Origin of the sequence: Pseudomonas sp. PA-5-4B (assembly GCF_021606215.1) — a bacterium.
In the GTDB taxonomy this organism is placed as follows: Bacteria; Pseudomonadota; Gammaproteobacteria; order Pseudomonadales; family Pseudomonadaceae; genus Aquipseudomonas; species Aquipseudomonas edaphica.
The window spans coordinates 37,837-50,629 of sequence record NZ_WKDB01000051.1 but is presented as its reverse complement, the minus strand read 5'-3'; the positions used below and the strand labels follow the sequence as shown (position 1 = coordinate 50,629).

Annotated in this window: 9 protein-coding genes and 1 riboswitch; of the genes, 5 read left to right on the top strand and 4 right to left on the bottom strand. The window is 61.0% G+C overall.

The genetic code is table 11. From position 1 onward, the window contains the following. Positions 1 to 48: 48 nt before the first annotated feature. The 3 genes from GIW28_RS22240 to GIW28_RS22230 all read right to left on the bottom strand — a co-directional run bounded on the left by GIW28_RS22240 (position 49) and on the right by GIW28_RS22230 (position 2,886). Entirely contained in the window at positions 49 to 633 is a 585-nt protein-coding gene (locus tag GIW28_RS22240; RefSeq protein ID WP_016974259.1) for a TMEM165/GDT1 family protein, read from the bottom strand. Between the two features lie 88 nt (positions 634 to 721). After that, positions 722 to 843: riboswitch (yybP-ykoY riboswitch) on the bottom strand. A gap of 50 nt (positions 844 to 893) precedes the next feature. After that, the gene (locus GIW28_RS22235; RefSeq protein WP_017138209.1) at positions 894 to 1,892 is read right to left on the bottom strand and encodes a class I SAM-dependent methyltransferase; all 999 of its coding nucleotides are present in this window, start codon (positions 1,890 to 1,892) and stop codon (positions 894 to 896) included. A gap of 31 nt (positions 1,893 to 1,923) precedes the next feature. Next, positions 1,924 to 2,886 carry a 2-hydroxyacid dehydrogenase gene (locus GIW28_RS22230; RefSeq protein ID WP_099548405.1) on the bottom strand — a complete coding sequence of 321 codons (963 nt, stop codon included), beginning with the start codon at positions 2,884 to 2,886 and terminating at the stop codon, positions 1,924 to 1,926. A gap of 87 nt (positions 2,887 to 2,973) precedes the next feature. On the opposite strand from GIW28_RS22230, the gene GIW28_RS22225 reads away from it, so the two are divergent. The 5 genes from GIW28_RS22225 to GIW28_RS22205 all read left to right on the top strand — a co-directional run bounded on the left by GIW28_RS22225 (position 2,974) and on the right by GIW28_RS22205 (position 12,065). Beyond that, positions 2,974 to 3,606: a LysE family translocator gene (locus GIW28_RS22225; RefSeq protein ID WP_056859000.1), complete on the top strand. Its 633-nt coding sequence runs from the start codon at positions 2,974 to 2,976 to the stop codon at positions 3,604 to 3,606. Between the two features lie 258 nt (positions 3,607 to 3,864). After that, positions 3,865 to 5,547 carry a fatty acid--CoA ligase gene (locus GIW28_RS22220; protein ID WP_017138206.1) on the top strand — a complete coding sequence of 561 codons (1,683 nt, stop codon included), beginning with the start codon at positions 3,865 to 3,867 and terminating at the stop codon, positions 5,545 to 5,547. A 333-nt stretch (positions 5,548 to 5,880) separates the two neighbouring features. Further along, on the top strand, positions 5,881 to 7,740 hold the full coding sequence (locus tag GIW28_RS22215) for a DUF1302 domain-containing protein (RefSeq protein ID WP_017138205.1): 1,860 nt from the start codon (positions 5,881 to 5,883) through the stop codon (positions 7,738 to 7,740). 43 nt (positions 7,741 to 7,783) lie between these two features. Beyond that, entirely contained in the window at positions 7,784 to 9,148 is a 1,365-nt protein-coding gene (locus GIW28_RS22210) for a DUF1329 domain-containing protein (protein WP_017138204.1), read from the top strand. Between the two features lie 187 nt (positions 9,149 to 9,335). Continuing rightward, complete coding sequence (locus GIW28_RS22205; protein WP_099548408.1) at positions 9,336 to 12,065, top strand: LuxR C-terminal-related transcriptional regulator; 2,730 nt, start codon at positions 9,336 to 9,338, stop codon at positions 12,063 to 12,065. A gap of 153 nt (positions 12,066 to 12,218) precedes the next feature. Here GIW28_RS22205 and GIW28_RS22200 read toward each other — a convergent pair whose 3' ends face one another. After that, on the bottom strand, positions 12,219 to 12,779 hold the full coding sequence (locus GIW28_RS22200) for a PqiC family protein (RefSeq protein ID WP_138449577.1): 561 nt from the start codon (positions 12,777 to 12,779) through the stop codon (positions 12,219 to 12,221). Between the last annotated feature and the right edge of the window lie 14 nt (positions 12,780 to 12,793).

Here is a 12,793-nt window from a genome sequence, read left to right as displayed (position 1 = left end):
AGTCGCCTGCATCGCAGGCAAGCCAGCTCCCACAGGTTTACATCGAGTTTAGATCCAGCCGCTGCTTTGCATGGCCTTGTACACCGCCACCACCGCCAGGACGAAAAACGCCGTAGCCGCCAGTCGACGAATCAAGGTCAGCGGCAGTTTTTCCGCCGCAAAATTCCCCGCCAATACCACCGGCACGTTGGCAATCAGCATGCCCAGCGTGGTGCCGATAATCACCAGCCACAACTCCGGGTACTGCGCCGCCAGCATCACCGTGGCGATCTGGGTCTTGTCACCGATTTCGGCGAGGAAGAACGCAATCAGCGTGGTCAGGAACGGCCCGAACTTGCGCGTGGTACTGGCTTCGTCATCGTCGAGTTTGTCCGGCACCAAAGTCCACAGCGCGGTGGCACAGAAGCTCGCTGCGAGGATCCAGTGCAACACCGCATCCGAGAAGAAACTGCCGAACCAGGCCCCCACGGCACCGGCGGCCGCATGGTTGGCCAGGGTCGCGGCGACAATGCCGGCGATGATCGGCCAGGGTTTGCGAAAGCGTGCGGCAAGGATGAGCGCGAGCAGTTGCGTCTTGTCGCCGATTTCGGCCAAGGCAACGATTGCGGTAGGAACGAGTAATGAATCCAGCATCAGGTAGGTTTCCAGGGGCGGGCCGACACGGCTATGACACGTACAGCCTTCCCGCCCCGGGTAAGGTGTGCGTGTCATAGGTCTTGTCAAACCCCGGTCCGTCTGTGCGGACTCCTGGGTCGCATACGCCATGGTCTGTTGACCAAGTATGTTGACGTATGCCGGACGAGCATGGCGCTCGTGGGAGACTACTCCCCTAGGACGGAGCGGATTCTGCCTAGGCAAAACCCATTCGGCAAGCGTTCTTTTTCAAATCGCCCTCAGCCGCGTTTGGCACGGTAAATGCGAAAACCATTGCCCTCGGCCTTGATCGCACACACGCCCAAGTGCTCTTCGATCAGCGGTTGATACTTGAGGAAACTGTTGGCGACCAAGCGAAGTTCGCCACCTTTTGCCAGGTGTTTCGCCGCTTTTCGCAGCAGGTTTTCCGTAGCGAAATAATCCGTATGTACACCGACATGGAACGGCGGGTTGCTTAAAATCGCGTTCAAACCCATCGGCGCGGCGTCGATACCGTCACCGGTCAACACCTCGGCTTCCAGACCGTTGGCCGCCAGAGTCAGACGGCTGCTGGCGGCGGCGAAGGCGTCCACATCGAGCATCGTCACGCTGTTATGCGGGTAACGGCGCTTGACCGCAGCCCCGAGCACGCCGGCGCCGCAACCAAAGTCGAGCAGATGCCCGCTCGGCAACTTATCCAGATGCTCCAGCAGCAGCTCGGTGCCGCGATCCAGCCGACCATGGCTGAACACGCCGGGCAGGCTCACCACCTTCAGCGGCCCTTCGGCCAGCGGCACCTCGAAGACTTGCGCCAGGCTTTCCAGCTCGACCGCTTGCGGGGCGTTGGCCACGGTGACTTGCCACAGCTGGCAATGCCGCGCGTTGTCGAGCTTGCGCGGCTTGCCGTACGGAATCATCTGCTTGGCGGCACTTTCGATGCCGCCCTTTTTCTCCCCGACCAAAAACAGCTCGGCGCCGGGCAAGCGTGCGGCCACGGCGTTGAGCAGGTAGTCGGTGAGGTCTTTGGATTTTGGAAGGAAAATCACTGCCGCATCAAACCCGCGTTCGGGCACGTTCACGCCGAACTGGCTGCGCTCGGGAAAGCGCGCATCCAGTGCGGCCTGGTCGCCGGCATGCCAGCTCCAGCCGTGGGCATTGGGCAGTCGGCCGAGCAAGTCGTCAGCGGGCAAACCTACCAGCAGCAGGTTGCCTTGAAAAAGTTCGGCCTGACGAAGCAGTACTTCACTGCGCGGATCCATTAGTCTGCTCCTTGAAAAGGGGCGCAGTTTATCAACTGACGACGCGCAGCGGGGCACCGCTGAAAAAGCCTCGGGCGTTTTCGGCCAGTTGGCCGACGATACGCTGGCGCGCTTCGCGACTGCCCCAGGCGTTGTGCGGGGTGACGATCAAGCGGGGAATGTCGCCGGCCAGCAACGGGTTGCCATTCACGGGCGGTTCCACGCTCAGCACGTCGGTGGCCGCGCCGCCCAAATGGCCGCTGCGCAAGGCATCTGCCAGCGCCTGTTCGTTGATCAAACCACCACGCGCGGTGTTGACGATAAACGCGCCCGGCTTGAGCAGTGCCAGTTCACGGGTGCCGATAAAGTCGCGAGTGTGTTCATTGAGCGGGCAGTGCAAGGTCAGCGCGTCGACCTGTGCGAGCAACTCATCCAGCGGCACGCGGTCGGCGCGGGCAGGGCGCCCGGGAATGGCGCCGAGCACCACGCGCATGCCAAAAGCTTCGGCCAGGCGTGCCACCGCGCCGCCCAGTTCACCATGGCCGAGCAGGCCGAGGGTTTTGCCTTCCAGCTCGACAATCGGGTAGTCCAGCAGGCAGAACTGCTTGGCCTGTTGCCATTTGCCTGCCGTTACATCCTGTTGATAGTCCTTCAGACGCGTCGCCAGGTTGAGCAGCAGCATGATCGTGTGTTGCGCCACCGATGGCGTGCCGTAGCCGTGGCAATTACTCACGGTAATGCCGTGTGCGCGGGCGGCGTCGAGGTCGATGTTGTTGGTGCCGGTGGCCGACACCAGGATCAGCTTGAGCTCGGGGCAGGCCGCCAGGGTTTGCGCGTTAAGGGCAATCTTGTTACTGATCACCACCTGGGCGCCTTGCACGCGTTCAAGCACATTCTGTGGCGTGGTGTCGGTGAACAGCTGCAAATCACTGAAGCTGTTACGCAGCTCGCTGAGGTCGAGGTCGCCCAGGTCCAGGGACGGGTGATCAAGGAAGACGGCGCGGCGATTGTTCATTCTCAACTGTACCTTTTGCGACGAGGTTCGAAGGCGTAATCTGCCGAGCCTATCAGATGAGATAATCAGTTACTTAATGGAGTGAGCATGTACGTCGCCGAGTTTTTGACCGTAGCCCTGATTCACTTGTTGGCAGTGGCCAGCCCCGGCCCGGATTTCGCCGTGGTGGTGCGCGAAAGTGTTACCCATGGCCGTCGCGCCGGCACCTGGACTGCGCTGGGCGTGGGCTCGGCGATTTTCCTGCACGTGGGGTACTCGCTGCTGGGCATCGGCTTGATCGTGTCGCAGTCCATTGTGCTGTTCAACGCGCTGAAGTGGGCCGCCGCTGCGTACCTGCTGTACATCGGCTTCAAGGCTTTGCGCGCGCAGCCGGCCAAGCCGCCCGCGGAGGGCGAGTTGCACCGTGAAGTCGGCGAGCGCACCCCACGCGGGGCGTTTACCGCAGGGTTTGTCACCAATGGTTTGAACCCGAAGGCCACGCTGTTCTTCCTGTCGCTGTTCACGGTGGTGATCAACCCGCACACGCCACTGGCGATCCAGGCCGGTTATGGCGTGTACCTGGCAGTGGCGACGGCGTTGTGGTTCTGCCTGGTGGCCATGCTGTTCAGCCAGCAGCGCGTGCGCGCCGGGTTTGCGCGGATGGGGCATTGGTTTGATCGGACCATGGGCGCGGTGCTGATTGCCATTGGTGTGAAGTTGGCGTTTACCAGCATGAAATAAAGCCACACGGGTAACACACGGCCACTGTGGGAGCCGGGCTTGCCCGCGATGCAGGCGCCTCGGTGTATCAGTTGCACCGAGGCGACGCTATCGCAGGCAAGCCAGCTCCCACAGGGAATCGCTATAAGGCTCCAGTAGTGGCGCAAAGCTAGCATTTATTGGCCGCTGCAAATCATTCCTTTGGCTGATTTGGCTGAAACATTAGCGCTCTACAGTGCAGGTCTTAGCCAAGACCGTGCAGTCAGATAAGGGATTCGTATGTTGCAGACCCGTGTTATCCCGCCCGCCGAAGGCGCTTACCAATACCCGTTGTTGATCAAACGCCTGTTGATGTCCGGGGCGCGTTACGAGAAGACCCGGGAAATCATCTACCGCGACAAGCTGCGTTACACCTACCCAACCCTGATCGAGCGGGTCGCGCGCCTGGCCAATGTGCTGACCCAAGCCGGGGTCAAGGCCGGTGACACCGTGGCAGTGATGGACTGGGACAGCCACCGTTACCTGGAGTGCATGTTCGCCATCCCGATGATCGGCGCGGTGATCCACACCATCAACGTGCGCCTGTCGCCGGAACAGATTCTCTACACCATGAATCACGCCGAGGACCGCTTTGTGCTGGTCAACAGCGAGTTCGTGGGGCTCTACCAGGCGATTGCCGGGCACCTGACCACCGTCGACAAGACCTTGCTGCTCACCGACGCTGACGCCAAGACTGCCGAGTTGCCGAACCTGGTCGGCGAGTACGAAACCCTGCTGGCGGCCGCCAGCCCCAAGTACGACTTCCAGGACTTCGACGAAAATTCCGTCGCCACCACCTTCTACACCACTGGCACCACCGGCAACCCCAAGGGTGTGTACTTCACCCATCGCCAGTTGGTGCTGCACACCATGGGCGTGGCCACCATCATGGGCAGTGTCGACAGCGTGCGCCTGCTGGGCACCAACGACGTGTACATGCCGATCACACCGATGTTCCACGTCCACGCCTGGGGCTTGCCGTATGTGGCAACCATGCTCGGTTTGAAGCAGGTCTACCCCGGCCGTTACGACCCGGAATACCTGGTGGAGCTGTGGCGCAAAGAAAAGGTCACCTTCTCCCACTGTGTGCCGACCATCCTGCAAATGGTGCTCAACGCCAAGGCCGCCCAAAACGTGGATTTTGGCGGCTGGAAAATCGTCATCGGCGGCAGCGCGCTCAACCGCACGTTGTATGAAGCGTCCAAGGCGCGGGGCATTCAACTGACTGCCGCGTATGGCATGTCCGAAACCGGGCCGCTGGTGTCCTGCGCCCATCTCAACGAAGAGTTGATGGCCGGCACCGAAGACGAGCGCACCACCTACCGCATCAAGGCCGGCGTGCCCGGGCCGTTGGTGGAAGCGGCAATTATCGACGGCGACGGCAACTTTTTGCCCGCCGACGGCGAGTCCCAGGGTGAACTGGTGCTGCGTGCGCCGTGGCTCAGTGAAGGTTATTTCAATGAGCCGCAAAAGGGCGCCGAACTGTGGGAAGGCGGCTGGATGCACACCGGTGACGTGGCCACCCTGGACGCGTTTGGCGTGATCGATATTCGCGACCGCATCAAGGACGTGATCAAGACCGGCGGCGAGTGGATTTCGTCATTGGCCCTCGAAGATCTGGTCAGCCGTCACCCGGCGGTACGCGAAGTAGCGGTGGTGGGCATCGCCGACCCGCAATGGGGCGAGCGCCCGTTTGCGTTGCTGGTGGTGCGTGATGGCCATGTGATAGGTGCCCGAGAGCTTAAGGAGCACCTCAAGCCGTTCGTGGAGTTGGGGCACTTGAGCAAGTGGGCGATTCCAAGCCAGATCGCCGTTGTTACTGAAATTCCCAAGACCAGTGTCGGCAAACTCGACAAAAAACGTATCCGCGTTGACATCATCGAGTGGCAGGCCAACAACAGTACGTTCCTGTCCACGCTCTGACCCCCTTCGCCGCGCCCGTTCGGGCGCGGCAATGCTCTAACTCGCGGCTTCACTTGTGATTTCAGAATTTTCAGCCATCCTTCCCGCGCCGGCCTTCGTCGGCGTGGCGAAAGGGTTGTGGCAGACAGGTTGGTGATGCAAATCACACTTTAGAGGGATCAAGCGCTACCCCCTGCTGGCTATAGTCCCACTCAGAGTTTTTCACGGATGTTGCGCTGCGGGCCATGGGGGCCCGGTTGCCGTTCGGCATTGGAATCGTTGTATTCCGGCCGTTACATGCATCCAGAAGAAAGAACTCACTGCCATAACAATAATGCACATGGAGTAGCGTCGATGACCTCAGTAAACCAGTTCTGGCGCCGGGCAAGACTGCCCCTGGCCGTCAGTCTCGCTTCTACGCTCGCCGGGCCCGCATTCGGCGTCAGTTTCAACATCGGTGAAATCGAAGGCAGCTTCGACTCATCCCTGTCGGTGGGGGCGAGCTGGTCGACTGCCGGTCGCAATAAAGACCTGATCGGTGCCAACAACGGTGGCAGGGGGTTGTCGCAGACCTCCGATGACGGCCACTTGAACTTCGACAAGGGCGACTCCTTCTCGAAGATCTTCAAAGGTATCCATGACCTTGAGTTGAAATATGGCGACACCGGCATCTTTGTGCGTGGCAAGTACTGGTATGACTTCGCGCTGCAAAACGAAGACCTGGACTTCAAGAACGTCAGCAACAACAACCGCAAAGAGGGCGCCAAGTCTTCCGGTGGGCAGATCCTCGATGCCTTCATCTACCACAACTACACCATCGCCGATCAGCCGGGTAACGTGCGGTTTGGCAAGCAGGTGGTGAGCTGGGGTGAAAGCACCTTCATTGGTGGCGGTATCAACTCCATTAACCCGATCGACGTGTCCGCGTTCCGTCGTCCGGGCGCCGAGATCAAGGAAGGCTTGATTCCGGTCAACATGTTCTACGTCTCTCAGACGCTGACCGATAACCTGTCCGCAGAAGCGTTTTATCAGCTGGAGTGGGACCAGACCGTCACCGATAACTGCGGCACATTCTTCTCCCAGCCGGACGTCATCTCGGATGGTTGCAGCAATAACCTGCGGGTGCTGAACAAGCGCTCCACCATCCCTGGCGCGGCCTTGCCCACCCTTAACGCCCTGGGCGTGGACGTGAACAACGAAGGTGTGCTGGTACGTCGCGGCGGTGACCGTGATGCACGCGACAGCGGCCAGTTCGGCGTGGCCATGCACTACAACTTCGAGCCGCTGGACACGGAGTTCGGTGCGTACTTCATGAACTATCACAGCCGTGCGCCGATCTTCAGCGCCACCGGCGCGCCAAACTCGGCCTACACCCGTCCGCTGGGGCCGCTGGCGGCTTTGCGTCCGTTGATCGTGGCAGGCAGCTCCCAGTACTTTGTTGAGTACCCGGAAGATATCCGCCTCTACGGCTTGAGCTTCTCCACCACGCTGCCTACCGGCACCGCCTGGAGTGGTGAATTGAGCTACCGGCCAAACGCGCCGGTGCAACTGAGCACCACCGATATCCTGTACGCGGGCGTCACGCCGATTCCGGGCTTTGGCAATGCATCGGTGCTCAAGGGCACACCGGGCCAGGACCTGCACGGCTACAACCGTAAGGAAGTGACCCAGTTCCAGACCACCTTCACGCACTTCTTCGACCAAGTCATGGGCGCTTCTCGCCTGACAACCGTGGGCGAAATCGGCGTGACCCATGTGGGCGGCCTGGAGAGCAAAAACCAGGCACGTTATGGCCGTGATCCGGTCTTCGGCCCTGGCACGCTACCCGGCGGCTTCTGCAATGCGCTTAACAATTCGACAGCCAACGGCGCAGGCCTGCCCAATGCGTCCGGCCTGAACACCAATTGCAACAACGACGGCTACACCACTGCCACGTCCTGGGGCTATCGCGCCCGGGCCATCTGGGAATACCCGGATGTGTTTGCCGGTGTGAACCTCAAGCCCAACGTGGCCTGGTCCCATGACGTCAAAGGTTATTCGCCTGGCCCTGGCGGCAACTTTGAAGAAGGTCGCAAGGCCGTCAGCCTGGGTGTGGATGCCGAGTACCAGAACACCTACACCGTCAGCCTCAACTACACCAACTTCTTTGGTGGCAAGTTCACCACCGTGGATGACCGTGACTTCATCGCGCTGAGCGCCGGCGTGAACTTCTAAGCACAACCTCTTTAAGCAGTCTGTTTTCAGGAAGAACCAGAACATGAAAATAACTAAAAGTCTGTTGCACGTGGGTGTGCTTGGGCTGTCGATCCTGGCGAGTAACGTCATGGCGGCAGTCTCGGCGGATGAAGCCGCCAAGTTGGGCACGACCCTGACGCCGATGGGCGCCGAAATGGCCGGTAACGCGGCCGGCACCATTCCTAAATGGTCGCCGCTGCCTACCAACGCCGGCGCCGTGGATGCCCGTGGCTTCCTGGCCAATCCGTATGCCAGCGAACAGCCGCAGTTCACCATCACCGCGCAGAACGTCGAGCAGTACAAAGACAAGTTGGCGCCGGGGCAGTACGCGATGTTCAAGCGCTACCCTGACACTTTCAAGATGCCGGTCTACCCGACCCATCGCGGCGCTACCGTGCCGGCCGATGTGTTTGCCTCGATCAAGAAGAACGCCACCAGCACCAACCTGGTGTCCGGCGGCAACGGCCTGGAAAACTTCGAAACCGCGATTCCGTTCCCGATTCCCAAAAGCGGCGTGGAAGTCATCTGGAACCACATCACCCGCTATCGCGGTGGCAGCGTGACCCGCCTGGTAACCCAGGCCACGCCGCAAACCAATGGCTCGTTCAGCCTGGTGTACTTCCGCGATCAGTTCGTGTTCCGCGACAAAATGAAGGACTACGACCCGAAAAACCCGGGCAACGTGCTGTTCTACTTCAAGCAGCAAGTGACTGCACCGGCGCGTCTGGCCGGTGGCGTGCTGCTGGTGCACGAAACCCTGGACCAGGTGAAAGAGCCGCGTTCGGCGTGGGTCTACAACGCCGGCCAGCGCCGTGTGCGCCGGGCGCCGCAAGTGTCCTATGACGGGCCAGGTACCGCCGCCGATGGCCTGCGTACCTCCGACAACCTCGACATGTACAACGGTGCCCCGGATCGCTACGACTGGAAGCTCGAAGGCAAGAAAGAAATCTACATTGCCTCCAACAGCTACAAAATCGACGATCCGAAGCTCAAGTACGCCGACATCATCAAGGCCGGCCACATCAACCAGGACCTGGCTCGCTACGAGCTGCGCCGCGTCTGGCACGTGGTTGCGACCTTGAAGGAAGGCCAGCGCCACATCTATGCCAAGCGTGATTTCTTCATCGACGAAGACACCTGGCAAGCGGCGGTCATCGACCACTATGACGGTCGTGGCCAACTGTGGCGCGTCGCCGAAGCCCATGCCGAGAACTACTACGACAAGCAAGTGCCGTGGTACGCCATCGAAACCCTCTACGACCTGCAGTCCGGCCGCTACCTGGCCCTGGGCATGAAGAACGAAGAGAAGCAGGCCTATGACTTCGGTTTCACCGCTTCCACCGCAGACTTCTCCCCGGCGGCCTTGCGCCAGGATGGGGTTCGCTAAGCTGCTTTAACTGAGGCCGCACCCTCAGCGTGAAGCCCCGACTGGTTCGGGGCTTTTTTATGTGGGGATATTTTTTGTCGCAGTTCTTTTTCAGGCAAATGCCGCAAAGATCTACAAACCCGCCGCTTTTACCGCTAGTCTGCGGACATCTGCAATGCCGACAACAGCCTTCTACAAGAGCCCGGCGATGACTGATCTGTCCCGAATCCAAGGGCCTGCGAGCGCGGTGATTCCGACCCTGGAAGCGCGTTTCTACAGGCCACCGCTGCCTGACGGCTATGTGCTGCGCCCTCGCCTGTGCGAACGCCTGAGTGCTGGCCTTGCGGGACGACTGTTGCTGGTGAGCGCCCCGGCCGGGTTCGGCAAGAGTTCGTTGGCGGTGGAGTTTTGTCAGAGTCTGCCGGCGCATTGGCAAAGCCTGTGGCTGGGCCTGAGCCCACGGGATAACGACCCCGGCCGCTTCCTTGAGCGCTTGCTCGACGGCTTGCAGCAATACTTCCCGCAACTCGGCGCCCAATCCCTGGGCCTACTGAAAATGCGTCAGCGTCACCAACCCTTTGCCTTTGAAGAATGGCTCGACGGCTTGCTCGACGAGCTGACGTTGCACCTGTCCACACATGCGCCCTTGCTGCTGGTGCTGGATGACTACCATCTGGCCCAAGGCCCGGTGCTGGATCGCTGCCTGCAATTTTTCCTCAATCATTTACCCGATGGGCTGCTGGTTTTGGTCACCAGCCGCCAGCGCCCGGACTGGCACCTGGCGCGGCTGCGACTCTCGCGCCACCTGCTGGAGCTGCACGAACAAGACCTGCGCCTGACCCACGACGAATCGCTGGCCGTACTCGATAGGCACAGCAGCTCGTTGCGCGGCGAAGCCCTCGACAACCTGATTCGTCGCAGCGAGGGCTGGGTGGCTGGCCTGCGCTTCTGGTTGCTGGCCCTTTCCGAAGCCGGCAATGAGGCCGCGTTGCCACAACATTTGCACGGTGGCGAAGGGCTGATCCGCGACTACTTGCTCGAAGAAGTCATTGATTGCCTGCCAGCAGAAGTTCAAGCCTTCCTCTACGACACTGCGCCTCAGGATCGTTTTTGCAGTGAGCTGTGCGACGCCGTGCGCGAAGCCCACGACAGCGCGCATATCCTCGGTTATTTACAGGCCCATCAGGTGTTTCTGGTGCCGCTCGATGAGCAGGGCCACTGGTATCGCTACCACCATCTGTTTTCCGACCTGCTGCGTACCCGCCGTGCGAGCAGTGCCACCGTGCCGATTGCCAGCCTGCACCTGCGTGCCTGCCGCTGGTTCAACACCCAGGGCTTGATCGATGAAGCGGTGGAACAGGCGTTGCGCGCCGGCCACCTGGATGTGGCGGCGAACCTGGTGCAGAACCTGTCGGAGGAGCAACTGCTGGCCGAACAGAACGTCGGCATGCTGCTGCGCTGGAAGATGGACTTGCCCGACAGCCTGCTGATCAGCACGCCGCGTTTGATCGTGCTCTACAGCTGGGCATTGGGGCTGGCCTGCCAACTGGATGCGGCCGAAGAACTGTCCGGCTACCTCAGCCGCTTCCTGCCGGCACCGTCGGCCACTGCGCAAAAGTCGATGCTGGCACAGTGGCTGGCGCTGAGCGGGATTATCGCCCGTGGCCGAGGCGATCGTGAGTCGACCCTGCGCTACTGCAGCGAGGCGTTGGAAAGCTTGCCGCAAAAACGTTACGGCCAGCGCCTGATGTGCCTGTCGACCCTCTCAAACCTGGCAATCGTCGATGCCGACCTGTGGCGTGCCCGTGGCCTGAATCGTGAATCCCTCGAGCTGGCGCAGCGCGTCGGTAACCCGCTGTTCGAGGCGTTGGCCCATTACGATCGCGCGCGGGTGTTGCAGGCGCGGGGCGAAATCCTGCGTTCCCTGGACGAAGTGCGCCAGGGGCTGCAACGTCTGCATGGCTTGGCGCCGCAGCGGCTGTACGCGGTGCGCGCGCGGTTGTCGCTGTACGAGGGCTATCTGCTGCTGGTGCGCTATCAGCCCGAGGCCGGCCTTGTCCGTTTACGCGCGGGTCTGAACGAAGCCCGCGCCTGCCGGGATATCAGCGTGCTGATCGGGCATTGTGTAATTGCCAGCTTTGAAGGGCGCCGTGGGGACTTTCCCACAGCGTTTGCCGAGCTTGCCGAAGCTGAGCGCTTGATGCACATCTGGGATGTGCCGCCGATCTACTACCTGGCGATGATCACCCTGATCAAATGCGAGCTGTGGCTGGCTCAAGGCCGCACTGACTTGGCAGATGCCTGGTTGACCCGGCTGGGGCAAACCTACAACGGTGAACACGCAGCAGCAGCGCCGGAATTTCACCCGCACTTGCCACAACATATCGAGCTGCAACAGGCTGCGCTGGACGCCACCCGTCATCAGCCGGCCGCCGCGTTGCAACGCCTCGAGGAGCTGGCTCAGCAAGCGCATAACAGTGGGCGGCAAATGATTGCCCTAATGGCCCTGACCCAGCAGGTGCAGTTGCTGCTGGAGTGTGGGCAGCAAGACCAGGCCCGGCAAGTATTGGCCCGCGCCCTTGAGGCGGGCGCCGGTGGGGCGTTGCAACCCTTTCAGCGGCTGCTGGAGAGTTATCCGGACTGGATGCGTGAGCAGCTTGGCCGGGAGGCTCATGGCTTGCTGAACCAGAGTTTGTTGGTGCTGTTGCCGGTTGTAGCTGACGCCCAAGTACCGTCCGGCCAGGAAACCCTCAGCGTCCGCGAACTGGCGGTGCTGCAACTGATCGCCCAGGGGTGTTCGAACCAGGAAATCAGCAATCAGTTGTTTATCTCCCTGCACACGGTGAAAACCCACGCCAGCCATATCAACAGCAAACTGGGTGTAGAGCGCCGGACTCAAGCGGTGGCCCGTGCCAAGTCGATGGGGCTACTGGCCTGATAATGGGCCAGCTTTCCTGTAGAAGCTGGTGTGTGTGGGAGGTGGCTTATGTGGGAGCTGGCTTGCCTGCGATGCAGGCACCTCGGTCTATCAGTCAAACTTAGGTGATGCTATCGCAGGCAAGCCAGCTCCCACACTGATCTGACTGTCTCGCTACGGCGCAGTCGGGCACGCTTTCAGCGACGTGTCGGCGGTTTTGCTGACCAACGCGGCAAAACGCTTGAGGTTGTTCTGATGCGCCACCACCAGGTCGTCAATGCTCGGGCCTGCGGGTGTCTGCAAGGTGGTGCGGCAAGTCAGCGGTGCGGCATCTCCCCCGCTTGTGGACCGCAGGCGCCAGCGCACATCGAGCAGCGCGTACTGGCCCGGCACCGAGTCAAATCGCTGCACTTCAAGGCGCAACGACAGGGGCTGCCGGGCGTGACTGTTGGCCAGTTGATCCACCAGCGCGCTTTTCAGCTCATCGGCCAGGGTTGCGGCCCACCATTGGGTTTCAAGGATCGCCACGCCACTGTCGCCCTGGCGAATCACGATTTGTGCGCGGTCGACCTGGGGCGGCACGCTGATGCTTTCAATGCGGATATCGCTGGCCTGTGCCTGAGTGCTGTTATTCCAGTGCACCGGGGTGAGAGTGTGGAACGCAATCGGCTCACTGCGACAGGCCGCGAGCAGCACCAGCGCGGCGACCAGGGTAAGTTTCAAGGGAAAGGTCATGGCGGCTCCAATGG